The sequence below is a fragment of the Frateuria sp. genome (assembly GCF_035695185.1).
Lineage (GTDB): Bacteria > Pseudomonadota > Gammaproteobacteria > Xanthomonadales > Rhodanobacteraceae > Frateuria_A.
Genome location: NZ_DASSES010000204.1, coordinates 1 through 25,321, shown reverse-complemented (window position 1 = coordinate 25,321; position 25,321 = coordinate 1). Strand labels below are relative to the sequence as shown.

The window sequence follows — 25,321 nt, the reverse complement described above, 5'->3', positions numbered from 1 at the left end:
AGGTGAACGCGCGTCCGGCCAGGGGCCACCCACGGGAGGAAGCATGCCCCTCACCAGCGCCGGCATCCTGATGTACCGCCTGCACGGGGGCGTGCCGCAGGTGCTGCTCGCGCACCCTGGCGGCCCGTTCTGGCGCCATCGCGACGAGGGTGCGTGGATGCTGCCCAAGGGCGAGTTGCTGCCGGGCGAGGAAGCCGAATCGGCGGCGCGGCGCGAGTTCGAGGAGGAACTCGGCGTCGCCGCGGCCGGCCCACTGCGCCCGCTGGGCCGCCTGCGCCAGCGCGGGGGCAAATGGGTCGAGGCCTTCGCGATGCGGGGCGACTTCGACCCGGCCCGGCTTCGAAGCAATGTCTTCGAACTGGAATGGCCACCGCACAGCGGCCGGATGGCCTGTTTCCCGGAGATCGACCGGGTCGCGTGGTGCGCGCTGGCGCCGGCACGCGTGAAGATCCTGCCCAGCCAGGCGGCGTTGCTCGATCGGCTGGAGGCCGGCCTGGCTGGCGGCTGGTAGCGCTGCCGGGCGGCGCTCCGCAACGCCCTCACGCCCTCTCGCCCGCCCCCTCGGTTGAATGGGGCGATGGCCACGCCCGGGGAAACCCTGCAGCTGTTCTGCGATGCCATGCTCGCCGGCCTTGCCCGCTGGCTGCGTGCGGCCGGCTACGACGTGGGCCTGGCGCCGGTCAGTGCAATGGACCGGGCCATCCTGGACCTTTGTCGTGCGCAGTCGCGGATCCTGGTCACGCGTGACCGTCACCTGGCCACGCATGCGGGCACCGGCCTGCGCGTGGTGCTGCTGCGCGCCAACGGGCTCGACGGCCAGGCGGCCGAACTGACCGCCGCACTGTGCATCGACTGGACCTGCGCGCCATTCACCCGCTGCCTGCTCGACAACACGCCGCTGCACCGGGCCACGCCGGAAGAGCTCACGCGGGTGCCGCCACGGGCACGCGACCTGCCGGGTCCGTTCCGTGCCTGTCCGGCTTGTGGCCGGGTCTACTGGCCCGGCAGCCACGTGCGCCGCATGCAGGCGCGGCTGCTGCGATGGCGCGCCTGCGACTGGCCCGGGCCCGGCGAGTGACGGCGGCCGCGCCTCAGGCGACCACCACCCCTTCCCCCTGCTTGCCGGCAACCACGCAGTTTCGTCCGGCGCGTTTGGCGCGGTAGAGCGCGTGGTCGGCGTCCATCAACAGCTGGCGCAGGTCGTAGCCGGACTCGCCGGTGAACGCCACGCCGAAACTGGCCGACACCGGGATGCCCGGCTCCGCCTGGTCGCTCACCATCGCCACCGCGCGCCGGATCAATTCGGCACGCTCGATGCCGCCGTCCAGCCCGCACTCGGGCAACATCACGCCGAACTCCTCGCCGCCGAGGCGACCGAACACGTCGGTCGAACGCACGTGCTCCTGGCAGGCGGCCACGGCGCTGCGCAGTACCTGGTCGCCCATGGCATGGCCATGGGTGTCGTTGATCAGCTTGAAATGGTCCAGGTCGATCAGGATGAGGCAGGCGCCGCGGTCGGAGCGCTGTACGTAGCGCAGCGAATACTCCGCCTCGCTCATGAAGTGCTTGCGGTTGTAGATGCCGGTCAGGCTGTCGCACTGCGCCAGCCGCATGAACTTCAGTTGCGAGCGCTTCAGGCGCAGCAGCCAGAGGCCGATCGCCAGCAGCCCGAGCACCAGCACGGCGATGTACAGCCGGCTGGCCTCCACCTCCTTGCGGTCGAGCGCCTGCTGCAACTGGAGGATCTGGTTCTTGCGCGCCAGGGCGCCGACCTCGGCCTTCTTTGCCTGCACCTGCTGCCTGACCAGCTGATAGGCCAGCGCCTTGGCGCTTACCTCATCCAGGTAGCCCTTGTCGGCTTCCGCGTACTTCTCGTGGTATTGCAGTGCCGCGACGGCATGCCCCTGCTTCTTCTCCACCTCGTAAAGCAGCCGGTAGCCCTGGATGAGCGGCTGGGTGTATTCCTTGCGGATGCTGTTCCGGATGGCCGCGAGGGCGAAAGCCCTGGTCTGGGCGACGTTCCCGCCGTCCCAGTTGGCTTGCGCGAGCAATGCGTCGAAGTGCGAAACGAGGCGTGGATAGTGCGTCGCGGCCACCTTGGCATACCCCGCGCGCAGCAGCGACAGCGCCGCGTCCGGCTGCTTGGCGTCCAGCAGGATCGAGGCGGCGTAGCCCCGGATGAAGCCGGCGAAAATCGGCTCGCTCGCCTGGTCGCATTGGGCGGCGGCCTCGTCGTAGGTGCGCAGCGAAGGTGGCTTGCCCGCGCGGTACTGCGATCCCAGCCGCAGGTATGCGCTCCTGCAGACGATCCGCTTGTCGGGGCTTTCCTCCAGCATCCGGTCGGCAAAGGATGCGGCCAGGGCGTACTGGCCCGCTTCGTTGTAGAGGATCGCAGCCACACCGATGGCCTGCGCGCGCGCGGCATGGTCGCTCACCTTGGGCAGGTCGTTGAGCAGGTCGCTCAGGCGCGAGAACGCCTCCTGGTAGCGCGAGGAAATTCCCAGCATGTTGATCAGGGTGGCCCCCGCGCGCAGCCGCAACGTGGCATCACCGGAGCTGTCCAGCACCGCGCGCAATCGGCGGCCGGCGTCTTCGTAGTGCCCTTCGTAGGCGAGCTGCCATCCCTGCAGATAGTCCAGGTGCAGGCGTTGCTCGGGCGACAGGCCGGGTCGCAGCCCGTCCAGCCGCTTCAGCAGGGGGACATAGGCCGACTGGTTGGTGGTCGCCAGGCCATCGGCCTGGAGCAGCATCCGGTCCGCGCTGTTCCCAAGGTGGCCCGGGGGCGTGGCTGCGGGCGTGGTCGCGGCCACGGCGATCGTCGCGCACAGCGTGCCGGCAAACAGCACCGGCAAACGCCACCAACCCAGCGGTTTCACGGCTAGCCTGCGAGCCTGGATCGGTCGGACAGCGAGGTGTCCTCGTCCGGCAACGGCGTGTCGTCTTCCCGCTCCGGCTCGTCGCGCATCGGATCCCTCGAAGGCATCAGCGCGCAGCAGACATTGGTCGCGCCGAGCAGGTGCCTGAGGCGCCGGTCGTCACGCGCCAGGATGGCGGCCCGGACCTCCTCGTCGAGGCCCGACACGGGCAGGATCCCGTCGATCAGTGCATCGCGCGCAGCGGCATTGCTACCCAGAACTTCCAGCAGATCGATTACGTCCGTCATTGCCATCCCCCTTTTCGACACGGCCCCAGGATGCGCGTCCCACGGACCAGGTCAGTCTTCCCGAGCCGGCCCGCCCCCCACCGATGGCGCAGGGGGCGAAACCGATACGTTCGTTGAGGCGCCTTACCGCGGCGCATTCGGCGGAAAATTCCACGCGGATTTCGTCGACGGCCGTCGTCTCGAACAGCCACCGAAGCAACGCCGTCATCCCCTCGCGGGCAAACCCGCGTGCGCGGGCCTCCGCCAGCAATAGTATGCCTACTTCAAGATGCCGTGCATCCGGGACCCAGCAGGTGACCCCGCAAAGGCCCAACCGCCCGCCGGTTCGTTCCTCCATCGCAAGAAGGAGGGGCTGGCGCCCCCCGCCCGGAGCCAGCAGGTCGCGGAACCACCGGGTAGCCGCCTGCGGGGACAGCGGCGGCCCGACAAAGCGCATGGTGTCCCGGTCGCAGTACAGCGAACAGAACAACGCTTCGTCCTGCGCGACCAGCGAGCGCAGTCGCATGCGTTCGGTCCGGAGGCTCACCTGTCCGGGCAGCCGGCGGGTCACGGACGGACCGCTTGCGCGTCGAGCTGCTCGAGCCGTGCCCGGATCTCCTGGTCGGGAATCAAGGCCTGCGAAGGCGGCACGACCACCGTGTCCGCGATTTCGATCAGCGCCCCGGGAAGCCGCTCCAGTGGCAGCCGCTCGATGCGCGGCGGCTGGATGGGCAGCGTGGCGGCACGGTAGATGATCACTTCGTGCTCGCGCGGGTAGTCCCGCACGAGCACGTCGACCAGTACCTGGCGGTAGGCGGCATCGGTGGAAAAGCGCCTCAGCGAGCGATCGCCGGCAAGGCCCACCTGCCACAACACCAGCCAGGCGCCGGGATCGACCCGGCGCCGGTAGAGCATGAACTGGCTGGCTTCGTAGTGCTGGCAGCCACAATCGCCCGGATCGATCCCCAGGTCCGCATAGAGACAGTCCTCGGCCGAGACGCCCGGCTCCATGTGCGCGCTGTAGCCCTCCTCACGGGCCATCTGGATGGCCTTGTGCGGCGCCCAGGCGAATACCCCCGGATGCCCGTAGAACACGCCGCAGACCCGCTTGCCCAGGCGCACCTCGGCGAGCATGGCCTGCACCATCTCCCGGTACGTCTGCATGCGCGACTTGCCTTCGCGGTAATGGGACTGAAGGCTGCGGACGTCATCGTGCATCCGCTGCAGCCACAGTTCGACGACCCCGTCGGACACGGCGGCGAACACCACATCGGCCTGCTCGATGTAGCTGCGCGACAACGGCCCCAGGTGGGAGCCGAGCGTCATGCCGATGCCCACGCAGACCAGGCTGCCGGGCTGCTGATTGATTTCCAAGACACTACCCCCTGTTGCCGGGCAGCCTGACACAACCCGCGGCGTTCCTGGAGTGCCGACTCCCCCGCTTCACAGCCGCCCGACGGCACGCATTATCCAATCGGGCCAGGCCCACCGGGAGCACTTTTCATGCCCGACATCCTCGACACCCTCAAGAGCGAGCACGACCAGCTGCGCGAGTTGTTCGCCAGGATCAACAAGACCGCCGATTCGGAAGCCGATGCCCGCCACGAACTGCTCAAGCAGATCGAGGCCGCGCTCATCCCGCATGCCAAGTGGGAGGAGACGGTGTTCTACCCCGAGTTCGAAAAGCGCGCGAACCACGAGCAGAGGCTGATCTATGCCGAGGCGATCCAGGAGCATCGCGCGGTGGAGCTGGCGGTGCTGCCCGATATCCACGCAGCCGATGTCGACTCGCGCCAGTTCGCCGGGTCCGTGCAGGTATGCGGCGAAATGATCAAGCACCACGCGCACGAGGAAGAAACCAAGATGTTCGATGCCGTGCGCCAGCTGTTCAGCGCGGAAGAACTGGCCCAGCTGGACCGGAAATACGCCCAGTGGAAGGATTCCTCCGCGGCCGACGCGATCGAGGGCTACGCCAGGTTCAAGACCTCTGCGGTGGCGATGATGCGCAACCCGGACTCGCCCGCCTGAGCGCACGCCCGCATCACCCCGCCCTTCATTCGCGGCAGGGCCCGGGCGGGCCGCACCACCCTCTTCCGGTGGTGCGCAGCCGTTGCCGTGGCGCGGCCGTCAGGGCGGCCGCGCCATGAGCGACATGATTGACGCCCTGCAATGGCCGGCGATGGCGATCACCCTGCTGGCCGCCTGGCTGGTCGGGTCGCTGTCGCGGCGCAAGCGCACCTGGGGCTTCGGCTGCTTCGTGCTGAGCAACGTGCTGTGGGTGGCCTGGGGCTGGCACGACCGCGCCTGGGCGCTGATCGGGCTGCAGGTGGGCCTGTTCCTGTTCAACCTGCGCGGGGTGCTGAAGAACGACGACGCCGCGGCGGAACGCCACTGAATGCCGTTCGGGCAGGGGAGGCCGCGGGTGGACTCCCTTGCCGGGATCAGGCCTGCCGGCGCCGCCGCAGCATCCATACCGCCAGCGCCGCACCCGCCACGCCGAAGGCGGCCGCCCGCGCGCGTGGCGAGCGGCGCACGTCGTCGACCAGGCCCTCGGCCACGTTCACGCGGTCGGCCAGTAGCAGGAGCATCCAGTGCCGCAGGTCGCTCTCGCTGCGACGGAAGGCGCGCCGGCGGATCCAGCCGCTCACGCCGCTCGGCGGCACGCTGGTGCCGAACACCGGCGGGATGCCGGGGCGCTCGATCGAGTGGAGTACCTCCACCGTGCGGGGCTGCTGCGCGGGCCGGTCCCAGTGCAGGCCCTCCAGCCGCGGCGGCGTATGCTCCATCGGCACCGCCGGGCGCCGGGCCGGATCGAGGTCCACGCCCCAGTCGGGGATGTGCGAGTGGTCGTTCGCCTGGTTCATCGCTTGGCCTTCAGTGCAGGTGGTTGGATGCCGGGCTGGCGACCGGCGTGGGCGTGTCGAGACGATCGGCGCCGGGCGGGATCAGCACGGTCTTGATGCAACCGTCCTGCTTGGCCGAGAAGCGGTGGTAGGCCTCGTCGACCTCCTCCAGTGGGACGCGGTGGGTGATCAGTTCGCGCGGCTTGAGCCGGCCGGCACGGATGTGCTCGATCAGATGCGGCAGGTGGCGCTTCACGCTGGCCTGGTTCATGCGCAGGGTCAGCCCCTTGTTCATCGCGCTGCCGATCGGCACCAGGTTGAAGGTCGGGCCATAGACGCCGACGATCGAGACGTTGCCGCCGCGCCGCACCGAGTTGATCGCCCAGTGCAGCGCGGTGGCGGCACCGGCCTGCAGCTTCATCTTCACCCCGGTCAGGGTCTGCATGAAGTTGCCGTCGGCCTCGCAGCCGACCGCGTCGATGCAGACGTCGGCGCCCTGCCAGTCGGTCATTCTCTTGATGTGCACGGCCATGTCCTCCACCTCGCGGAAGTTGACCGTCTCGGCCTGGGCGAAGCGGCGTGCGAACTCCAGGCGGTAGTCGTACTGGTCGACCACGATCACCCGGCCGGCCCCCATCAGCCAGGCGCAGCGCGCGGCCATCAGCCCGATCGGGCCGGCGCCGAACACCACCACGGTATCGTTCTCGTGGATGTCGCCCATCTCGGCCGCCTGGTAGCCGGTCGGCACCACGTCGGTAAGCAGCACCGCGTCCTCGATGTGGATGTCGGACGGGATCACCGTCGGGCCGATGTCGGCGAAGGGCACGCGCACGTACTCGGCCTGGCCGCCGTCGTAGCCACCGGCCGTGTGCGAGTAGCCATAGGCGCCACCGACGGCGGTCGCCTCCGGATTGACGTTCTCGCAGTTGCCGTAGAGCTCGCGCGAGCACGAGGCGCAGGTTCCGCAGAACACGTTGAACGGCACCAGCACGTGGTCGCCCACTTTCAGGTTGCGCACGTTCGCGCCGACCTCTTCCACGATGCCGGTGAACTCGTGCCCGAAGATCGAACCCACGCGGGTGTCCGGCACCAGGCCATGGTAGAGGTGCAGGTCCGAACCGCAGATGCAGGCGCGCGTCACCCGCACGATGGCGTCGTCCGGGTGTTCGATCACCGGCTCGGGCACGTGCGCGGCCCGCACCCGGTAGGGTCGGCGATAGGTGGTGGCAAGCATGGTGTCTCCTTCGAGGCGGGCCCTGGGTCCGCCGGAAGCTAACCGCGCGCATGTCGTCGAGGCGGGAAGGACACGCATGGATTTCCTTTCCGGAACAGTGGCCTGTGTGCCTTGCCAGCAGCCAGGCCACGGCTCGGCGGAATGCTTGCGCGGCTGTCACCGGCGCTGAACACGCATCCCCCTATAACCAACCGGGCCTGCACCCGGCAGGCCAGGAGGAGACCCACATGAACGACAACCGCGTCGAAGGCACCGAGCACCAGGTCAAGGGCACCATCAAGGAGGGCGTCGGCAAGCTGACGGGCAATACCTCCAAGGAGGTCGCCGGCAACCTGGAGAAGAACGCCGGCAAGGTGCAGAAGAACGTCGGCCAGGCCCAGGACGAGATCGAGGACCTGGACGACTGAAGGTCCACCCCGTCGCCCCGGCCCGGTCACGGGCCGCGGGCGGCCGCTAACAATCGGCGCACGCAGCCATCACCCAGCCGCGCGAACCATACGGTATGGCTGCCGACCATGCCGGCCGGGGCCTACCCGGGGAGGCGCCCATGAAGACCCGCTGCGTATTCAGCACCCCCGACCTCACCGCCGCGCGCGCCGTCATGGCCGCCGCCCGCCAGGCCGGTATTCCCGACAACGACCTCTCGCTGATCGCCCGCGAGGACATCGAGCTGCAACAGATTCCCGATCACCTGATGGTCGGGCGCACCGACTTCTATCCCGCCGCCGCGCGGGGGGCCGCCTGCGGTGGCGGCGCGGGCGTGCTGCTGGGCCTGATTGCCGTCGCGGTGCCGCCGCTTGGCGTGACGCTGGCCGGCGGTGCGGCCATCGCGCTGGCCGGCGCTGCGGTCGGCTGCTGGACCGGCGCGCTGGTCGGTACGGACGTGCCCGACGCCGTGCACCGCAAGTTCAAGGATGAGATCACCAGTGGCCGCATTCTCGTGGTCATCGATGCCGACCGTGATCATCTTGCCGCCGCGTGCCCGGCCGTGCTCGCCACCGGTGCCAGGCACCTGCCGCTGCATGCGCATCCGGAGGTGCCTCAACTGGCGGCCTAGGAGTCCCGTCAGGCGCGGTGGTAGGGATGTCCGGCCAGCAGCGTGCTCGCGCGGTAGAGCTGTTCGGCAAGCACCAGACGCACCAGCATGTGCGGCAACGTGAGTGGACCGAGCGACCAGCGCTGGTCGGCGCGCGCCAGCACCTCGGGGGCATGGCCGTCGGGACCGCCGATCAGGAACGCCAGGTCACGGCCGGCCATGCGCCAGTTCGCCAGTTGTCCGGCCAGGTCCTCGCTGGACCAGGTCTTGCCGCGGCCGTCCAGGGCGATCACGTGGGTATCGCGGGAGAGCGCGGCGAGCATCGCCACGCCTTCGTCGTGGATCGCGCGTGCGTCGTCGCGCCCCTTGCCGCGGGCACCGGGCTTGAGCTCCACCAATTCCAGCGGCAGCTCGTGCGAAAGGCGCTTGCGGTATTCGGCGAAGCCCTCGGCGACCCAGCCGGGCATGCGTTCGCCGATGGCGATCATGCGCGCGCGCATGATCAGCCGATGAAAGCGGCGCGCAGCGCCACGTTCGCCTCCTCTCCCCGCCGGGGAGAGGATTGAGGTGAGGGGCTGGGGCTTGCGGGGATCGTCATCGGAGGCGTGTTTTGAAAAGCTGCGCGCGCTTCGCGGCAAGTAAGTCGCAAGAGCGGCCCCTCACCCCGGTCCTCGCCCCGGAGGGGAGAGGGCGCGAGACGTGCGCTTCACAGGTGGTGGATCGCAGGAGCGACCTCACCCAGCCTCTCCCGGAGGCCGGAGCGTCAGCCGGCGTTCGCCGCATCCATGTCCGGCTCACGGTCGCCGACCGTCCACAGCCGCTCGAGTCCATAGAACTCGCGGATACGCGGCAGCATGACGTGCACGATGACATCGCCCAGGTCGACCAGCACCCACTCGGCTTCCTGCTCGCCCTCGACGCCCAGCGGCATCACGCCCGCCTTCTTGGCGAACTTCACCACTTCGTCGGCGATCGATTTGACGTGGCGCGCCGAGGTACCCGAGGCGATCACCAGCAGGTCGGCGATGGAGGTCTTGCCGCGGACGTCGATTTCGCGGATGTCCTTGGCCTTGAGCTCTTCCAGCGCATCGACCACGAGCTTGCGCAGGTGGGTGGTATCGGCCGCTTTCCTGGCGGCGGCGGAAGACTGGCTACGGGAAGACGTGCTCAAGCGGGGGTGCCTCGGGGCGTACTCAGGGCGCGGAATGGCGCCAAGGCAGTATAACCGGCACGGCTCTATGGCACGTCAAGCGACCGTGCAACCGGCCGCGGCGTACTCCTCCATCAGCACGCGGACCAGTTCGGCGGCGGGCATCGGACGCACCAGGGATGCACCCTGGCCGCACCATTCGGAGAGCAGGTCACCGCGGCCGGCGGTGGCGGCGGCACGCCGCAGCGGGGCGGTCAGTGCGTTGAGGACCGGATAGGGCGGAAGCTCGTCCGCGAACGGTTGCATGGCATCGACGAAGCGGTTGCGCAGCCCCCGCGCGGCACGTCCGGAGAAGCTGTAGATGGTGCCGATCCGGTGCTCCTGCGCCTGCTGCAGGTCGCGCTTCCAGGCGGCCGCCGCGGCGGATTCCGGGCAGGCCAGGAAGGCGGTGCCGAGCTGGCTGGCGTCGGCGCCGAGCAGCTCGGCCGCGCGCATGCCGCGCCCGTTCATGATGCCGCCGGCGGCGATCACCGGGATATCCAATGCCGCCACCGTCAGTGGCACCAGCGCGAACAGGCCGATCATCGCGTCCTCCGCGGCATGCAGGAACGTGCCGCGATGCCCGCCCGCCTCGGCGCCCTGCACGCACACCGCGTCGGCGCCACGCTCGGCCCAGGCGCGTGCCTCGGCGACGCTGGTCCCAGTGCCGACCACGCGGATGCCGGACGCCTGCAGCTCGCGCACCTGCGCCCTGCCGAGCACGTCGAAGGCGAAGCTTGCCACCGCCGGCCGCACTTCGCGCAGCGCGGCGAGCTGGTCGGAGAAGCGCGGTGCCCACCGCGCGGGTCGCCCGGTGCGCACGGCCAGGCCTTCGCTTGCCATCAGCGCGTCGAGCCGGCGGCGGATCGCCTCCACCTGCGCCTCGTCGATGGCGACCTCGTCGGGCAGCACGAACAGGTTGAGGGCGAACGGCTGGTCGGTCGCGGCGCGAATCTCCGCTGCCTGGTCGAGCAGCGCCTGCGGTTCCAGGTAGCCGGCGCCCAGCGAGCCGAGGCCTCCCGCCGCGCTCACCGCGGCGACCAGCGCGGGCGTGTTGGAGCCGGACATCGGCGCCTGCACCAGCGGGTGCCGGACACCCAGCGAACGAAGGAAGGCGGACATGGCGGACTCTCCCGGGGGGCGACGCGCCATTGTCGCGCCGGATCAGGCATCGCGCAGGTTTTCGCCGGCCAGCGCGTCCATCCGGGCCACGGTCGCCTCCAGTGCCGGCGCCATCGCCGCGCCACGCTGGGTGAACAGGTCGACGAGCAGGCGGTAGTAGGTCAGCGTGCCGTCGCGCCCGCCCGTGAAGCGCTCGAACACGCCCTGCCCCACTTCCGGACGCTCCAGGTCGCCGACGATGGCGCGGGCGTTGTGCAGCTTGTCGCAGCCGGCAACCAGCAGCATCTCGTCCGAGGCGTGCGCCAGGTGGTTGAGATAGGCCTGCTTGCGGCACAGCCAGTCGCGGCGGCGGGCGCCCGCGTCGGCGAGCACCGCCTTGGCCTCGGCGGTGCCGTCGGTGCAACCGAGCACCATCGCAAGCACCCGTTCGCCGAAGCGTTCGCCGATCGTTCCGGCGTGTGCCTCGCCGCAGTCTTCCAGCACGTCGTGCAGCAGGCCGGCGATCGCCTGGTCCTCGTCGCCGCCGTGCTCGAGCACCAGGCTGGCCACGCCCAGGAGGTGCTGGAGGTAGGGAATGGCGGTGCCCTTGCGGGTCTGGCCGGCGTGGGCGATCCGTGCGTACTCGACCGCGGCGGTGAAGCGTGCGCTGAGCATGGCTGTCTTCCCTGCAAAGGGGGCAGCGTGCCGCCGATGCGTCTCAGCTCGCGCGACGGGCCCCGGGAGCAAGCAAGCGCCCACCCAGCGCGGCATTGGCCCCGATTACCAGTGCCACCGCCAGTGCGTGCATCGCCAGGTCGGTGGCCGCCGCGTCGAATGCATGGCAGATCTCCAGCAGGCTGGCCGAGGCGGACGCGCTCGCCAGGCCGACCATCACCGCCGTCAGCACCGGCCGCAGCGGACAGGCGCGGCGCAGCAGCACGACCAGCAAGGCCGACAGCGGAACCGAAAACGCGATGATGAAGAGCAGGCAGTCGCTCGCCTCCGGAGCGCTGGCGACGTGCGTGGCCGGTGCGACCCAGCCACGCAGGCAGCCCAGTCCGCTGGCACCGATCCACAGCAGCGCCGGTGCCAGCGGCAGCCAGGCCCACGTGGTCCGGCTTCCCGGCACCCCGAGGGCGAACGCGGCCCAGGCGGCGGCGACCGCGGTCAGCGCCGCGCCCAACCCGGCCCAGCCGAGGTCCGGCGCACCGGCCCAGCGCGTGAGCATGGGCGCGGTGCCATAACGGGCGAACAAGGCCAGCGCGAGCACCGCCACCACCGCCAGCCAGCCCAGCGTGCGCAGCCACGGCGGGGACAGCCGGCGCACCGGCGCCAGCTCCGCACCGAGCAAGGCGATCAGGCGGTCGTGGGCGTGCGGGTCGGCCATCGCTCTAGTCGTCTCCATGGATGCGCCCGCGCAGGGCCTTGAGTGCGCGATGCAGGTTCACCTTCAGCGCACCGGCACTGCGGCCGGTACGGGCGGAGGCCTCATCCAGCGACAGCTCCTTGAGGCCAAGCTGTTCGACCGCCTCGCGCTGGCCCGGGGGCAGGTCGGCGATGGCCGCGCGCAGGCGGCGCGCCTGCTGCGCGCGGTCGCTCTCGGCGCTGGCGTCCTGTTCGTCCGCGTGCATGGCGACCGCGACCTCGTCGCCGACCTCGCGGCGGGCCTGCCGGCCGCCACGGCGCAGGCCGTCGATCGCGCGACGGGCGGCCAGGGCGGCCAGCCAGGCGTCATAGGAGCGGGCGGGGTCGTAGGTGTGGCGCACGCGATGGACGGTCAGCAGGGTCTCCTGCACGACGTCGTCCAGCTGGTCATGGCCCACGCCCTGGCGACGCGCGACCGCGCGGATCAGTGCTACCGAATCGCCCAGCACGCGCTCGTACGCGCGCCGGTCGCCTGCCTGGGCGGCGGCCATCCACGCGGCACGGCGGCGTTCGGGGCTGTCGCTGGCAGGATCGGCTGGCACGGCCGGTTCGACGCTCGCCCAGGAGGGGCGATCATCTAGAACCATGGTGCCGGTGGCGGTCAAGCCCGGCATGGGGGAAATGCGTGGCGCATGTCCGGCATTCGACGCGCCCGGCCCCACGGTTACCTCCGGCAGGCCTCGACACGCAAACCGGCGTAACCGGCGCGCAGTTTCCGGCGAATACCCACGCACACCCCCAGCGGAACCCTGCGCCATGCTGTTGCTGATCCTCGCCTACCTCGGCGGCGTACTGACTATCCTCAGTCCCTGCATCCTGCCGGTACTGCCCTTCGTGTTCGCGCGCGCGGACCGGCCCTTCGCCCGCAATGGCCTGCCCATGCTGCTGGGCATGGCGCTGACCTTCGCGCTGGTCGCCACGCTGGCGGCAGTCGGCGGCGGCTGGGCGATCCGGGCCAACCTATACGGTCGCGCCATCGCACTGGTGGTGCTGGCGGTACTCGGGCTGACCCTGCTTTCCACGCGGCTGGCCGCATGGCTCACGCGGCCGTTCGTGGCCCTGGGCAACCGGCTGTCGCAACGGTCGGACGCCGAAGGCTCGGTTTGGTCCGCCGCCGGCCTGGGCATCGCCACCGGGCTGCTGTGGGCGCCCTGCGCCGGTCCCATCCTGGGCCTGCTGCTGACCGGGGCGGCGCTCAACGGCGCCAGCGTCCAGACCACCCTGCTGCTGCTCACCTACGCCGCCGGCGCGGCCACGTCGCTGGCGCTGGCGCTGCTGGTCGGCGGCCAGTTGTTCGCCCTGATGAAGCGCTCGCTCGGTGCCGGCGAATGGGTGCGCCGCGCGCTCGGCGTGCTGGTGCTGGCCGGGGTGGCAGCGATCGCGCTGGGCCTGGACACCGGCCTGCTCACCCGCGTGGCGCTGGCCAATACCGGCGGCCTGGAGCAGAAGCTGCTCGATGCCACGCGTCCGCCGCCCGCGCCGGAACCGGCGCACCCGGCCGGCGCACCGCTGCCGGTGGAAGGCGAGTTGCCCTCGCTGGCGGGCGCCACCGGCTGGCTCAACTCGGCGCCGCTGAATCGCCAGGCGCTGCGCGGCAAGGTGGTGCTGGTCGACTTCTGGACCTACTCCTGCATCAACTGCCTGCGCACGCTGCCTTACGTGCGCGGCTGGGCCGACAAGTACCGGGACCACGGCCTGGTGGTGATCGGCGTGCATGCCCCCGAGTTCGCCTTCGAGAAGCAGCCGGAGAACGTGGCGCGCGCGGTGAAGGAACTGGGCGTGGATTACCCCGTCGCGCTGGACAACGACTACGCGATCTGGAAGGGCTTCGACAACGAGTACTGGCCGGCGCACTACTTCATCGACGCCACGGGCCGCATCCGCGCGCACCACTTCGGCGAGGGCGACTATGCCGGCAGCGAGGACACCCTCCGCCGGTTGCTCACCGAGGCGGGCTACAAGGACCTCCCGGGCGGCTACGTGCAACCGGGCGCCCGGGGTGCCCAGGCGGCCGGCTCCGGCGACGCCATGCGCTCGCCCGAAACCTACGTCGGCTATGCCCGCAGCGCGCACTTCGCCGGTGGCCAGGTCGCCCATGACGACGCCTGGGATTACCACGCGCCGGCGACACTGCTGCCCGGCCAGTGGTCGCTCGACGGGCGCTGGGCCGTGCATGCGGAACAGGCCGGGCTCGAGCGGGCCGGTGGGCGCATCGTCTACCGCTTCCGCGGCCGCGACCTGCACCTGGTGCTCGGGCCTGGCGCCGACGGCAGGCCCGTGCGTTTCCGCGTCGCCCTCGACGGCAAGCCCCCGGGCGCCGACCACGGCATGGACGTGGGCGACGACGGCTCCGGCACCGTCACCGAGCAGCGGCTGTACCAGCTCGTGCGGCAGAAGCACGGCAGCGGCGAGCGGCTGTTCGAGATCACCTTTCTCGATCCGGGCGTGCGCGCGTACGCCTTCACCTTCGGCTGATCCCTTCCGGGAGGTTTGCCATGTCACGCACCGACGACATCGTCGCCATGGAACGGCGCCGTTTCCTGGGCGCCGCCCTTGCCGGCGGCGCGCTCGCCGCAGTGGGCGGCGGCGTGCTGATTCCGCGGCTGTCCGCCGGCCCTGCGCCTGCGCCACCGGTCGCCGCCAACGGCAAGGACCTGCTGCTGGAATGTTTCGCCGACGACGGCCATCGCCTCGGCCCCTGCCACGTACGCAAGCTGGTGCTCAGCGACGCGCAGTGGCGCGAACGCCTGCCCGAAGCGGCGTACTACGTCATGCGCCGCAACGGCACCGAACGTGCCTTCAGCGGGCCGCACGAGCGACCGCCGGTGCCCGGCCTGTTCCGCTGCCTGGCCTGTGACACCGCGCTCTACGACGCCGCCACCGAGTTCGACTCGGGCACGGGCTGGCCCAGCTTCTGGCAGCCGATCGCCAGGCAGAACGTCATCGAGAGCACCGACCGCATGTTCGGCTGGGTGCGCACCGCGGTGAGCTGTGCCGGCTGCGACAGCCACCTGGGCCACGTCTTCACCGACGGCCCCGAGCCGACCGGGCTGCGCTACTGCATGAACTCGGTGGCCCTGCGCTTCGTCGCGCGGACCGGCTGATCCGGCGCTACAAGTCCCGGCGGTAGACCACGAAGCCCGAGCGCTCGGCCAGCTTGTCGTACAGGGCCATGGCGGTGGCGTTGCTTTCGTGCGTCTGCCAGTACACCCGCGGGCAGCCGGCCTCGCGCGCCCGCGCATAGACCGCCTCGATCAGCGCACGGCCGACGCCGCGTCCACGCGCGGCGGGGACGGTGAAGAGATCCTGCATGTAGCAGCTCGGCTCGATGCGGATGGTGCTGCGATGGAGCAGGTAATGCGCCAGGCCAAGCAGCTGGCCGTCGGCTTCGGCCACCAGCGCATGCATGGGTTCGTACGCGTCGAAGAAGCGCGACCAGGTCATCGCGGTGACCTCGGCCGGCAACGCGGTCGCGCCCACGCGGCCGTAGAAGGCGTTGTAGCCGTGCCACAAGGGCAGCCACGCCGCCTGGTCGGTGCGCGCCACGCTTCGCACGGTGACGGTCACGGCAACTGCTCCGGAAGCGCGTGCTCCCGGTACGGGGCCAGCAACGCCGGGTCGTCGAACAGGGCGTCGGGGAGCAGGTAGCGCGGGTCGCGGCCGGCCGCGAGCAGGCTGCGGATGCGCGTTGCCGAAATGTCCAGCGGAGTCACCTCCAGCTCCACGACGTTGCCGGACGGCTGTCCGTGCAGCTGGCGCGGGTCGGCGACCTGGCGTGCCGCGACCTCTTCGGCCAGGGCTGCCGGCCAGGCGCGCGCGCCACCCGGGCGCGAGAGCACGCCGATGTGCGCGGCCTCGAACAGGGCCTGCCAGCGGTGCCACTGCGGCAAGCCGGCGAAGGCATCGGCGCCGAGCAGCAGCACGATCGGCCGGTCGCCCTCCTCCGCACGCAGCTCGGTGAGCGTGTCGATCGTGTACGAGGGGCCACCCCGCGCCAGCTCGCGGGTGTCGAGGCCGAGCCGGTCCTGCCCGCGCAGCGCGGCGCGCAGCATGGCCACGCGGGTGGTGGCATCGGCGACCGGTGGCGGCCGGTGCGGGGGCACGGCGGCGGGCATCAGGCGCACCTCGGCGTCCAGCAGTTCGGACGCCTCCCAAGCCACCGCCAGGTGGGCGATGTGGATGGGGTCGAAGGTGCCGCCGAGGATGGCTAGCGGCCGCATGTCGCTTCCGCTCCCTGTCCCGCCCGGGGAGAGGGTTGGGGTGAGGGGTCACGCCGCGTTGAGGCAGCCATCAGGCCTGGGGCGATCCTGTTTCGCCACCGGGCAGGAGCGGACCATGCCGCGAGCCCCGGCCCCTCACCCCAGCCCTCTCCCCGGCGGGGAGAGGGCACAGAGCGCGCGCTCATCCGAGTGCCGCGGCGGCGCGCGGCTCGGCGATGACGGCGATCAGGCGCTCGGCTTCCAGCCACGGCTCGCCCTGCTCGCGTCCCTTGGCCATGCGGTCGATGCGCGAGGCGCGCGCCAGGCAGGCCAGCCAGTGCTCGCGCGGGGCGCGGCGCAGGGCCTTGCGGAACAGTTGTTCGCGCGCCGGCCATAGCCGCTCGGCGCGCGCCTGCGCGGCGAAATCGCGCGCGTTGGCCAGGCGCAGCGCGAGCTGGAGCTGGTTGACCAGCCAGCCCATCAGGGGGATCAGGTCCTCGCCCTCGCCACGCAGGCCGGCGAGGATGTGCAGGGCACGGCCGCCGTCGCCGGCGAAGGCGGCATCGGTGAGTTTGAAGGCGTCATAACGGGCGCTGTCGGCGACCAGGTTTTCCATCTCGTCCGCGCCGATGCGGCCATGGCCGTGCAGTACCACCAGCTTGTCGATTTCCTGCGCCGCGGCCAGCAGGTTGCCCTCCACGCGTTCGGCCAGCAATGCGGCGGCGTCCGGCGTGGCGGCGAGCCCGCGCGAGGCGAGTCGCGCGCCGATCCACGCGGCCCATTCCTGTGGCCGGGGTGCGTTGAACACCGCCAGCACGCCGGCGGCGTCGACCTGTTTGGTCCAGGCGCCCTCGTGCTTGTTGCTCCATTCCACGGCCGTGATCAGCAAGGTCACGTCGGGCGGCGGATCGGCGCAGAACGCACTGATCGCCTTGGCGCCCTCCACGCCCGGCCGGCCGGTCGGCAGGCGCAGGTCGAGCAGGCGACGGCTGGCGAACAGCGACATGCCGGCCGCGGCGCGCGCCAGGTCGTCCCAGTCGAAATGCTGGCCGGTCTCGAGCACCTCGCGCTCGGCGTAACCCAGTTCTCGGGCGCGGGCGCGCAGGGCGTCGGCAGCTTCGAGCACCAGCAGCTCTTCGCCCGCTAGCAGGTACACCGGGGCCAGGCGATCGGACGCCAGCACCTTGTTCCACTGGGCGGGCGAGAGCGGCATGTCAGCCGGCGCTTGCGGCCGCGGCCGGCGCGGCCAGCTGGTGCCGGCCCGCCGCCTGCAGCCGGAACAGGATCGCCTGCACCATGTCGTCGTTGAGGCTGCGGCGGATCTCCTCGACCTGGGCCTCGGTACCCACCGTATTGAGCGCGTCGTAGCTGAAGTCGCGCGACATGTCGATGCGTTGCTGCGGCACCAGTACCTGCCCGTTGCTGTCGTCGACCTCGAAGCGCACCTGGTAGCGAACCGTGTACTCGGTGACGCGGGCTCCGCCGCTGACGCTGAGGGTGTCGGTGCCAAAGGCGGCGACCGGGATCTTCAGCTCGGCGATGCCCGGGCCGCCCTCGTCCTCGAGGGTGACCCCGGAATCCTCCAGGGCACGGGCCAGATCGCGCTGCAGGTCTCCGCCGCCACCCACGGTCAGGTGCAGGCGCTGCATCGAGGCCGGCAGCGCGGCGCTCTGGCGCAGGTGGAAACCACACGCCGACAACGCGAGGGTGCAGACCAGCAGCGAAACGCGGAACAGACGGTTCATGGGTTCATCCAGCGACGATGTTGACGATCTTGCCCGGCACCACGATGACCTTGCGCACGGTCAGCCCTTCCAGGTGCGCCTGTACCTGTGGCTGCGCGCGCGCCATCGCTTCGGCGTCCTCCTTCGAGGCCCCGGCCGGCACCTCGATGGTAGCGCGCAGCTTGCCGTTGACCTGCACCGCCAGGGTGACCGAGTCGCGCACCAGCGCGGCCGGGTCCGGCTGCGGCCAGGGCACGTTCTCCAGCACCGTCTCGGGGTGACCCAGCACCTGCCACAGCGCGTGGCTGATGTGCGGTACCACCGGGTTGAGCAGCAACACCATGGCTTCGAGCGCCTCGTGGCGCACCGCGCGGCCCTGATCGCTCATGTCGGTGAACCTGCCCAGCGCGTTGAGCAGCTCCATCAGCGCCGCGATGGCGGTGTTGAAGGAATGCCGGCGGCCGAGGTCGTCGCCCACCTTCTGGATTGCCTCGTGCAGCTGCCGGCGCATCGTCTTCTGGCCGGCGTCCAGCCCGGCCGGGTCGACCACCGGGTGGTCCGGCTGCGCGGCGTGCGTGGTGACCTCGCGCCAGAACCGGCGCAGGAAGCGGGCCATGCCCTCCACGCCCGCCTCGCTCCACTCCAGCGACTGCTCCGGCGGCGCCGCGAACATGGAGAACAGGCGCACCGTGTCGGCGCCGAACTTTTCCACCATCGCCTGCGGGTCGACGCCGTTGTTCTTGGACTTGGACATCTTCTCGGTGCCACCGATCTGCACCGGCTGGCCGTCCGACTTCAGGCGCGCACCGACGACGCGGGCACGCTCGTCGCGCTCGATCTCGACGTCGGCCGGATTGATCCAGTCCTTCGAGCCGTCCTCGTTCTCGCGGTAGAACGTCTCGGCAATGACCATGCCCTGGCACAGCAGGTTGGTGGCCGGCTCGTCCGAGTGCACCAGGCCCGCGTCCCGCAGGAGCTTGTGATAGAAGCGGAAGTACAGCAGGTGCAGGATCGCGTGCTCGATGCCGCCGATGTACTGGTCCACCGGCAGCCAGTAGTTGGCGCGCGCGTCGACCTGTCCGTCGGCACCGGGGCTGGTGTAGCGGGCGTAGTACCAGCTCGATTCCATGAACGTGTCGAAGGTGTCGGTCTCGCGCTCGGCCGGGCCGCCGCACTGCGGGCAGGTGCACTTGCGCCACTCCGGGTCGGCCTTGATCGGCGACTGCACCCCGGAGAATTCCACGTCTTCGGGCAGCACCACCGGCAACTGGTCTTCCGGCACCGGCACCGCGCCACACGTGCCGCAGTAGATCACCGGGATCGGGCAGCCCCAGTAGCGCTGGCGGCTGACGCCCCAGTCGCGCAGGCGCCAGTTCACGCGGCGCTGGCCCTTGCCCTCGCGCTCGAGCCGGTCGGCGATCGCCTCGAAGGCCTGGGCGAAGTCGAGTCCGTCGTAGTCGCCGGAGTTCACCAGGAAGCCGCGCTCGGTGTACGCGCCATCCTCGTGGATGCGCCGCTCGAATTCCTGCACCGAGCGCAGCGCCGCCGAGGTGGCGACCGGATCGGTCTGCGCTCCCTCCAGCGCATCGCGCATCGCATCGGCACGCACGCCGGCCTTGAGGTCGTGGCCGATCTCGGCCAGCGCGTCGAGCACGCCGCGATCGACGATCACCATCCGGATCGGCAGCGAATACTTCTGCGCGAACTCCCAGTCGCGCTGGTCGTGCCCGGGCACGGCCATCACGGCGCCGGTGCCGTAACCCATCAGCACGAAGTTGGCCACCCACACCGGAATCGGCTCACCGGTGACCGGATGGATCGCCCGCAGGCCGGTATCCATGCCACGTTTTTCCTGGGTTTCCAGCTCGGCCTCGGATACACCGCCGTGCTTGAGTTCTTCCAGGAAGGCAGCCAGCCGTTCGTTGCCCTGCGCGGCCTTCAGCGCCAGCGGATGCTCGCCGGCGATGGAGACGAAGGAGACGCCCAGCAACGTATCGGGGCGCGTGGTGAAGACGGTCAGCGGCTCGGGCTCGCCCTCCACGTCGAAGTGGATCTCCAGGCCCTCGGAGCGGCCGATCCAGTTGCGCTGCATGGTCTTGACCGCATCCGGCCAGCCCGGCAGCGTATCCAGGCCGTCGAGCAGCTCCTGTGCGTAGTCGGTGATCTTGAGGAACCACTGCGGGATCTCGCGCTTTTCCACCAGCGCGCCGGAGCGCCAGCCGCGGCCGTCGATGACCTGCTCGTTGGCCAGCACGGTCTGGTCGACCGGATCCCAGTTGACCACCGCGTTCTTGCGGTAGGCCACGCCTTTTTTCATCAACCGCGTGAACATCAGCTGTTCCCAGCGGTAGTACTCCGGCGTGCAGGTCGCGAACTCGCGCGTCCAGTCGTAGGCGAAGCCCATGCGCTTCAACTGCTCGCGCATGTGCTCGATGTTCTTGTAGGTCCACTTCGCCGGGGCGGTGCGGTTCTTGATGGCGGCGTTTTCGGCCGGCAGTCCGAACGCGTCCCAGCCCATCGGCTGCAGCACGTTCTTGCCGTTCATGCGCTGGTAGCGGCTGATCACGTCGCCGATGGTGTAGTTGCGCACGTGGCCCATGTGCAATGCGCCGGAGGGGTACGGCAGCATCGCCAGGCAGTAGAACTTCGGCCTGGCGGGATCTTCGACCACCTCATAGGCGTGAGTCGCGCCCCAGTACTGCTGCGCGGCGGTTTCCACCACCTGCGGCTGGTAGCCCTGTTCGTTCGAAGCCTGTTCGTGGGAGTCCTGCATGTGTCCGGTGCCGTTGCTGGGGGGCTCGCGCGGCCGGTCGGGGTTGCCGCGGCGATGAACCCGTCAGCCTAGCCCAGCGACCGGCCGGAGCCAAGACGGAACGGGCCGTTCGCGCCCTGGCGGGCCGGCTTCAACCATCGGCTTCATGAGACGCGCGGGGGGCTCGAGCCTGCCCCGCACGGGCCCGGTCATTGCGGACAGGCGGGCGCCTGGCCGGCCGCTACCGGCCCGGCGACCCGGGCGATCTGCGCGGCCAGCCGGGCCAGCGCACGCTGGTGGCCTGCGACCAGCGCGTCATAACCGGGCCCGACCGGCTCGCGGAGCTGGGCGGTGCAGGCGAGCATGGCGTCACCCTGCAGCTGGCGCACGCTCCAGGCGGCCTCCACCAGCGCATAGTCGCCGGGCGCGGAGTCGAAGCGCCGCAGGTCGACCTTGATGCGCAGGCGCGGCTTGCCGCTGCCAGGCAGGCCGGTGGCGTCCCGCGCATGCAGCGCCCGGGCGAGGTCGGCCGACAGCGCCGCGCGCACCTCGTCGGCCAGCGGCGCGATCCAGCGCTCGCCCGAGAGCGGCGCCACGCCCTGCCCGCCCTGGCGGATCACCAGTTGCGGCTGGTCGACCTGGGCCGGAATCGCCACCGGCACCAGCTCGAAGTCGAACGGGGCCGGCGCGGCGGCGTCCGCCTGGGCCGCGGCGGGGGCAAGCAGGGTGTAATAGTGCGCCGGCTCGGAGGCGCAGGCGGCCAGCCCGAAGCCCAGCGCGGCGGCCAGCAGGTGTCGCGTGCGGATCATGGCTTACTCCCTTGCCGTGCGGACGGGTGGGTGCGCTCGCGGCTCGACGGTGGCGGATCATCCGGACGCCCGCGGATCAGGGCTTCCGGGTGCACGCCCAGGTAGTCGGTCAGCGCGCGCAGCGACCGGGCCATGCGCTGCAGCTGCTCCAGCGTGCTGCCCAGGTTCTGCTGCAACGGCGAGTCGGCCGACAGCGCGTTGTCGGCGCTGCCCAACGTGCGCTGCGCGCCCTTGAGCGTGCCCCTGAGCTCCGGCAACACACCGGCGTTGACCTGCCTGAGCGTGTGGTCCAGGTCGGCCAGCGTGTGGTCCAGGTTGCGGCCGATGCTGTCGAACGGGATCTTCTGCACCTTGGTCACGATGTCGGCCAGCTGTTCCTGCAGCTTGTCGAAGCTGCCGGGGGCGGTGGGCAGTTCGATCGGCGTGGCGCCCATGTCGAAGCCGGCCTTGGCCGCCTTGGGCACGAAGTCCAGCGCGATGTAGAGCTGGCCGGTCAGCAGGTTGCCGGTGCGCGCCTGCGCGCGCAGGCCGCGCGCGACCAGCGGGCCGAACATGCGTCCCAGGTCCACCCGGCCGTCCTTCATCCCGGCCTGGGCGGCCAGCTTGTCGTAGGCATGGCCCAGCCGCTGCGGATAGATCACGGCGCCGACGGTCAGCGGGAAGCGCTCGCCCCTGGCCTCGTAGTCCAGGTTGATCGAGACCACCTTGCCGATGTTGATGCCCAGGAACTCCACAGGCGCGTCCACCGCCAGGCCGCGCAGCGCCTGGTTGAAGCGCATGCGGATGTAGCGCGGCGGCCCATCCGGAGGCGACAGCGCGGTGGCCTGATCGCCGAACAGGGCGAAGTCGGCGTCCTCGGCGGCCGGCGTGCTGTCGTGCGGCCCCCTGGGCTCGCCGAAGGCCACGCCGCCGGCGATCACCGTCGCCAGCGACTGCGTGTTGAGCTTCAGCCCGTTGGCACCCAGCGACACGTCCACGCCGCTGGCGTTCCAGAAGCGCGTGTCGTGGGTGACGTAGCGATCGTTCGGGCCGTCGACGAAGATGCGCAGCGACACGCCCTTGCCGTCCTTGTCCAGGGTGTAGGACACCACGCGGCCGACCTGGATGCGCCGGTAGTAGACCGGCGAGCCGGTATCGAGCGAACCCAGGTCGTCGGTGTGCAGCACGAAGCTCTTGCCCGGCGCGCCGTGCAGCACGGCCGGTGGCATCTCCAGCCCCTTGAACTCGTACTTTTCCTCCTTCGAGTCGCCCACGTCGGTGCCGATGAAGGCGCCCGAGAGCAGCGTATCCACGCCCGACACGCCGCCCAGTCCGATGCGCGGCCGTACCACCCAGTAGCGCGTCCCCCTGGTGGCGAAGCTGGAGGCGCTCTTGTTGAGCGCGACCGTCACGCGCACCTGCTCGCGGTCGTCGGTCAGCCCCAGGCTGGTGACCTTGCCGATCACCACATTCTTGTACTTGACCGGCGTCTTGCCGGCCTCCAGGCCCTCGGCCGTCTGGAAGGTGATGGTGATCTCCGGCCCGGCCTGCAGCCAGGCGTGCACCACCAGCGACAGGCCGACCAGCGCGGCCAGCACCGGTACCAGCCAGATCAGCGAAAGGCTGAAGCGGTGCTTGCGCAGCACCGGCTCGGGCAGTTCCTGGCGCGGTGTCTGCTCAGTCATCGTCGGATCTGTCCCACATCAGTCGGGGGTCGAAGCTCATCGAGGCGAACATCGTAAGTATCACGGTCAGGCCGAAGAACACCACGCCCGGCAGCGGTCCGACCTGGCTGAAGAAGCCGAAACGCACCAGCGCGGTGAGCAACGCCACCACGAACACGTCCAGCATCGACCAGTAACCGATGAACTCCACCGCGCGGTACAGCCTGGCGCGCTGGCGCAGGGCCCAGCCGCTGCGACGCTGGGTGGTCACCAGCAAGGTGCCGAGCACCAGGAACTTGGTCATCGGCACCACGATGGAGGCGGTGAACACGATCACCGCCAGGCTCGGCGAGCCCTTGACCCACAGCTCCACGACCCCGCTGATGATGGTGTTGTCGTCGATGTCGCCCAGACTCACCGTGCGCATGATCGGCAGCACGTTGGCGGGGATGTAGAGGATGAACGCCGCCACCAGCAGCGCCCAGGTCCGCCGGATGCTGTCGCGCTTGCGCCGGTGCAGCGCGGCGCCGCAGCGGGGGCACGCCGCGTCCTCGCCGGCCGGCGCGCGGCAAACCAGGCCGCAGACATGGCAGCCGATGATGCCCAGCTCCTGCGCACGCGGCGCCCGGCTCACGCGTCCGGCTCCGTCGCGTCCCACAGCCGGCGCAGGTCGATGCCGGAGAACACCGTGATCAGCAGCGTGAGGACACCGTAGGCCCAGATGCCCGGGTCGGGCTGCACGTCGAAGTAGGCGCGCGCCTTGACGATCGACACCAGCGCGCCGAGCACGAACACCTCGGTCATCGTCCACGGCTGCAGGTGGAACAGCGTCCTCATGATGGCGGCGAAGCCCGGCGCGCGCCGGCCGTCACGGGCGAACAGCAGCACCCAGCCGAGCATCAGCATCTTGTTGAGCGGGAAGAAGAACAGCGTGGCTGCCGCCACCACCGCGATCAACGGGGTGCCCTGCTTCCACATCATCAGGATGGTGCCCCACAGCGTAGCGCTGCTCTGCTGCGAACCCAGGCCCAGGGTGACCACCGGCCACACGTTGGCGATCAGGAACACGATCAGCGCCGTGAGGACCAGCGCAAGCATGCCGTCGGCATCGAGCGCGTGGTAGCGCGCCAGCAGCGCCCCACATCGCACGCACCGCATGGTTTCGCCACGCACCAGCGCATGCCCGCGGTGCACCGTGTCGCAGTGCTCGCAGATCAGCAACGGGCCGGAGGACGCATGCAGCCGTGCGGCCGGGACGACGTCCGTCGCTTCGCTGGATGACAGGCCATGCTCCGACGTGCTCATCGCTGCATTCTCGCAAATCGGGCGCACCGTGGGAGGATCCCGCCCGCCATCCCCGGCACGGCCCCGCCGGGTTCCTTCCGCCTGGCCGGCAAGTATCCGGAGGAGCCAGGCGGTCCACCTTGATATGCTGGGAGACGCCCCGATGTGGGACTGTCCCCTCCTGGAGAGCTCACGTGACCGCCGCTGCCCAAGCCCACGTCTTCGATATCGACACGGCCAACTTCGAGGCGGAGGTGCTGCGCGCCTCGCTGACCACGCCGGTGCTGGTCGACTTCTGGGCGAGCTGGTGCGGCCCGTGCAAGACGCTCGGCCCCGTGCTGGAAAAGCTCGCCGCCGAATACAACGGCGCCTTCCGGCTGGGCAAGGTGGACGTGGACAAGAACCAGGAGCTGGCCGCGATGTTCGGCGTGCGCTCCATTCCCACCGTGATGCTGGTCAAGGACGGCCAGTTGCTCGACGGCTTCGCCGGTGCCTTGCCGGAGGGGCAACTGCGCGAATTCCTCTCCCGCCACGTGCAGCCGCTGGACGGCGGCGCCGAGGCCGAGCCCGAGCCGCTCGAGCAGGAGGACGCGGCGCAGGCGATCAACCGTCTGCAGCAGGAAATCGCCGCCGAACCGGAGCGCGCCGAACTCAAGCTGGACCTGGCACTCGCTCTGATGCGCAACGGCCAGGCCGATACCGCCGAGGCCGAGCTCAATGCGCTGCCCGCCAATTTGGCCACCGACGCGCGCGCCGTGCGCCTGCGCAGCCAGCTCGACCTTGCCCGCGCGCTGGAAGGTGCGCCTTCGCTCGCGCAGTTGCGCCAGCGCGTGCAGGCCGACGCCACCGACTGGGCCTCGCGCGACCTGCTCGGCGTGCGGCTGCTGCTGGAGGGCGATCCGGCCGCGGGCCTGGACCAGTTCATGGCGATCCTGGAGAA

Annotated in this window: 30 protein-coding genes; 9 read left to right on the top strand and 21 right to left on the bottom strand. The window is 70.4% G+C overall.

Annotated elements, in window-relative coordinates:
• The first annotated feature begins 43 nt into the window (after positions 1 to 43).
• Both VFH59_RS16525 and VFH59_RS16520 read left to right on the top strand, forming a co-directional pair.
• Complete coding sequence (locus tag VFH59_RS16525) at positions 44 to 511, top strand: NUDIX domain-containing protein (protein ID WP_325166004.1); 468 nt, start codon at positions 44 to 46, stop codon at positions 509 to 511.
• A 66-nt stretch (positions 512 to 577) separates the two neighbouring features.
• Positions 578 to 1,078, top strand: a complete 501-nt coding sequence (locus VFH59_RS16520) for a Mut7-C RNAse domain-containing protein (protein WP_325166003.1) — start codon at positions 578 to 580, stop codon at positions 1,076 to 1,078.
• Between the two features lie 13 nt (positions 1,079 to 1,091).
• Here the strand turns inward: VFH59_RS16520 and VFH59_RS16515 are convergent, their stop codons facing one another.
• Genes VFH59_RS16515 through VFH59_RS16500 form a run of 4 tightly spaced genes read right to left on the bottom strand, consistent with a single transcriptional unit; the run spans position 1,092 to position 4,516 of the window.
• A complete protein-coding gene (locus tag VFH59_RS16515) occupies positions 1,092 to 2,876 on the bottom strand; it encodes a GGDEF domain-containing protein (protein ID WP_325166002.1) in 1,785 nt (594 codons plus the stop codon).
• A gap of 2 nt (positions 2,877 to 2,878) precedes the next feature.
• Positions 2,879 to 3,163 (bottom strand): hypothetical protein, encoded by a 285-nt coding sequence (locus VFH59_RS16510; RefSeq protein WP_325166001.1) that lies wholly within the window; start codon positions 3,161 to 3,163, stop codon positions 2,879 to 2,881.
• A complete protein-coding gene (locus tag VFH59_RS16505; protein ID WP_325166000.1) occupies positions 3,126 to 3,668 on the bottom strand; it encodes a GNAT family N-acetyltransferase in 543 nt (180 codons plus the stop codon). Before VFH59_RS16505 ends, VFH59_RS16510 begins: the two co-directional genes overlap by 38 nt.
• 41 nt (positions 3,669 to 3,709) lie before the next feature.
• Positions 3,710 to 4,516 (bottom strand): SAM-dependent methyltransferase, encoded by an 807-nt coding sequence (locus VFH59_RS16500; protein WP_325165999.1) that lies wholly within the window; start codon positions 4,514 to 4,516, stop codon positions 3,710 to 3,712.
• Positions 4,517 to 4,645: 129 nt separating this feature from the next.
• Here VFH59_RS16500 and VFH59_RS16495 point away from each other — a divergent pair, with 129 nt between their 5' ends.
• A complete protein-coding gene (locus VFH59_RS16495) occupies positions 4,646 to 5,170 on the top strand; it encodes a hemerythrin domain-containing protein (protein ID WP_325165998.1) in 525 nt (174 codons plus the stop codon).
• Between the two features lie 115 nt (positions 5,171 to 5,285).
• A complete protein-coding gene (locus VFH59_RS16490) occupies positions 5,286 to 5,537 on the top strand; it encodes a hypothetical protein (protein WP_325165997.1) in 252 nt (83 codons plus the stop codon).
• 46 nt (positions 5,538 to 5,583) lie between these two features.
• On the opposite strand, the gene VFH59_RS16485 is transcribed toward VFH59_RS16490, so the two are convergent.
• Together VFH59_RS16485 and VFH59_RS16480 are read right to left on the bottom strand one after the other, a co-directional pair.
• The gene (locus VFH59_RS16485) at positions 5,584 to 6,006 is read right to left on the bottom strand and encodes a hypothetical protein (protein WP_325165996.1); all 423 of its coding nucleotides are present in this window, start codon (positions 6,004 to 6,006) and stop codon (positions 5,584 to 5,586) included.
• A gap of 10 nt (positions 6,007 to 6,016) precedes the next feature.
• Positions 6,017 to 7,219: a zinc-dependent alcohol dehydrogenase gene (locus VFH59_RS16480; RefSeq protein WP_325165995.1), complete on the bottom strand. Its 1,203-nt coding sequence runs from the start codon at positions 7,217 to 7,219 to the stop codon at positions 6,017 to 6,019.
• Positions 7,220 to 7,446: 227 nt separating this feature from the next.
• Between VFH59_RS16480 and VFH59_RS16475 the strand changes: the two genes are divergently transcribed.
• Both VFH59_RS16475 and VFH59_RS16470 read left to right on the top strand, forming a co-directional pair.
• A complete protein-coding gene (locus tag VFH59_RS16475; RefSeq protein WP_325165994.1) occupies positions 7,447 to 7,626 on the top strand; it encodes a CsbD family protein in 180 nt (59 codons plus the stop codon).
• Between the two features lie 140 nt (positions 7,627 to 7,766).
• On the top strand, positions 7,767 to 8,276 hold the full coding sequence (locus VFH59_RS16470; RefSeq protein WP_325165993.1) for a hypothetical protein: 510 nt from the start codon (positions 7,767 to 7,769) through the stop codon (positions 8,274 to 8,276).
• Between the two features lie 8 nt (positions 8,277 to 8,284).
• Here VFH59_RS16470 and rlmH read toward each other — a convergent pair whose 3' ends face one another.
• The 6 genes from rlmH to VFH59_RS16440 all read right to left on the bottom strand — a co-directional run bounded on the left by rlmH (position 8,285) and on the right by VFH59_RS16440 (position 12,461).
• A complete protein-coding gene (gene rlmH, locus VFH59_RS16465) occupies positions 8,285 to 8,755 on the bottom strand; it encodes a 23S rRNA (pseudouridine(1915)-N(3))-methyltransferase RlmH (RefSeq protein WP_325165992.1) in 471 nt (156 codons plus the stop codon).
• A gap of 263 nt (positions 8,756 to 9,018) precedes the next feature.
• Positions 9,019 to 9,363, bottom strand: coding sequence for a ribosome silencing factor (gene rsfS / locus VFH59_RS16460; RefSeq protein ID WP_325166030.1), 345 nt, complete (start codon positions 9,361 to 9,363; stop codon positions 9,019 to 9,021).
• A gap of 138 nt (positions 9,364 to 9,501) precedes the next feature.
• A complete protein-coding gene (locus VFH59_RS16455; RefSeq protein ID WP_325165990.1) occupies positions 9,502 to 10,566 on the bottom strand; it encodes an NAD(P)H-dependent flavin oxidoreductase in 1,065 nt (354 codons plus the stop codon).
• A 42-nt stretch (positions 10,567 to 10,608) separates the two neighbouring features.
• Entirely contained in the window at positions 10,609 to 11,220 is a 612-nt protein-coding gene (locus tag VFH59_RS16450) for an HD domain-containing protein (RefSeq protein WP_325165989.1), read from the bottom strand.
• A gap of 43 nt (positions 11,221 to 11,263) precedes the next feature.
• A complete protein-coding gene (locus VFH59_RS16445) occupies positions 11,264 to 11,932 on the bottom strand; it encodes an NrsF family protein (protein WP_325166029.1) in 669 nt (222 codons plus the stop codon).
• 4 nt (positions 11,933 to 11,936) lie between these two features.
• Positions 11,937 to 12,461 (bottom strand): sigma-70 family RNA polymerase sigma factor, encoded by a 525-nt coding sequence (locus VFH59_RS16440; RefSeq protein ID WP_325166028.1) that lies wholly within the window; start codon positions 12,459 to 12,461, stop codon positions 11,937 to 11,939.
• Positions 12,462 to 12,726: 265 nt separating this feature from the next.
• On the opposite strand from VFH59_RS16440, the gene VFH59_RS16435 reads away from it, so the two are divergent.
• Positions 12,727 to 14,445, top strand: coding sequence for a cytochrome c biogenesis protein DipZ (locus VFH59_RS16435; RefSeq protein ID WP_325165988.1), 1,719 nt, complete (start codon positions 12,727 to 12,729; stop codon positions 14,443 to 14,445).
• A gap of 20 nt (positions 14,446 to 14,465) precedes the next feature.
• Positions 14,466 to 15,074 carry a peptide-methionine (R)-S-oxide reductase MsrB gene (gene msrB, locus VFH59_RS16430; protein WP_325165987.1) on the top strand — a complete coding sequence of 203 codons (609 nt, stop codon included), beginning with the start codon at positions 14,466 to 14,468 and terminating at the stop codon, positions 15,072 to 15,074.
• A gap of 7 nt (positions 15,075 to 15,081) precedes the next feature.
• Here msrB and VFH59_RS16425 read toward each other — a convergent pair whose 3' ends face one another.
• The 9 genes from VFH59_RS16425 to VFH59_RS16385 form a co-directional block, all read right to left on the bottom strand.
• Complete coding sequence (locus tag VFH59_RS16425; RefSeq protein WP_325165986.1) at positions 15,082 to 15,537, bottom strand: GNAT family N-acetyltransferase; 456 nt, start codon at positions 15,535 to 15,537, stop codon at positions 15,082 to 15,084.
• Entirely contained in the window at positions 15,534 to 16,190 is a 657-nt protein-coding gene (gene nadD / locus VFH59_RS16420; RefSeq protein WP_325165985.1) for a nicotinate-nucleotide adenylyltransferase, read from the bottom strand. The genes VFH59_RS16425 and nadD overlap by 4 nt, the downstream gene beginning before the upstream one ends.
• 181 nt (positions 16,191 to 16,371) lie before the next feature.
• Positions 16,372 to 17,382, bottom strand: coding sequence for a DNA polymerase III subunit delta (gene holA, locus VFH59_RS16415; RefSeq protein WP_325165984.1), 1,011 nt, complete (start codon positions 17,380 to 17,382; stop codon positions 16,372 to 16,374).
• Between the two features lies 1 nt (position 17,383).
• A complete protein-coding gene (lptE, locus tag VFH59_RS16410; protein ID WP_325165983.1) occupies positions 17,384 to 17,914 on the bottom strand; it encodes an LPS assembly lipoprotein LptE in 531 nt (176 codons plus the stop codon).
• A 4-nt stretch (positions 17,915 to 17,918) separates the two neighbouring features.
• The gene (gene leuS / locus VFH59_RS16405; RefSeq protein ID WP_325165982.1) at positions 17,919 to 20,666 is read right to left on the bottom strand and encodes a leucine--tRNA ligase; all 2,748 of its coding nucleotides are present in this window, start codon (positions 20,664 to 20,666) and stop codon (positions 17,919 to 17,921) included.
• A 188-nt stretch (positions 20,667 to 20,854) separates the two neighbouring features.
• The gene (locus VFH59_RS16400) at positions 20,855 to 21,454 is read right to left on the bottom strand and encodes a PqiC family protein (RefSeq protein WP_325165981.1); all 600 of its coding nucleotides are present in this window, start codon (positions 21,452 to 21,454) and stop codon (positions 20,855 to 20,857) included.
• On the bottom strand, positions 21,451 to 23,118 hold the full coding sequence (locus tag VFH59_RS16395) for an intermembrane transport protein PqiB (RefSeq protein WP_325165980.1): 1,668 nt from the start codon (positions 23,116 to 23,118) through the stop codon (positions 21,451 to 21,453). Before VFH59_RS16395 ends, VFH59_RS16400 begins: the two co-directional genes overlap by 4 nt.
• Entirely contained in the window at positions 23,111 to 23,731 is a 621-nt protein-coding gene (locus VFH59_RS16390) for a paraquat-inducible protein A (protein ID WP_325165979.1), read from the bottom strand. Before VFH59_RS16390 ends, VFH59_RS16395 begins: the two co-directional genes overlap by 8 nt.
• Positions 23,728 to 24,402 carry a paraquat-inducible protein A gene (locus VFH59_RS16385; RefSeq protein ID WP_325165978.1) on the bottom strand — a complete coding sequence of 225 codons (675 nt, stop codon included), beginning with the start codon at positions 24,400 to 24,402 and terminating at the stop codon, positions 23,728 to 23,730. Before VFH59_RS16385 ends, VFH59_RS16390 begins: the two co-directional genes overlap by 4 nt.
• Positions 24,403 to 24,575: 173 nt before the next feature.
• Here VFH59_RS16385 and trxA point away from each other — a divergent pair.
• Positions 24,576 to 25,321 (top strand): thioredoxin (gene trxA / locus VFH59_RS16380; RefSeq protein WP_325165977.1); only part of this gene is annotated, 746 nt, incomplete at its 3' end.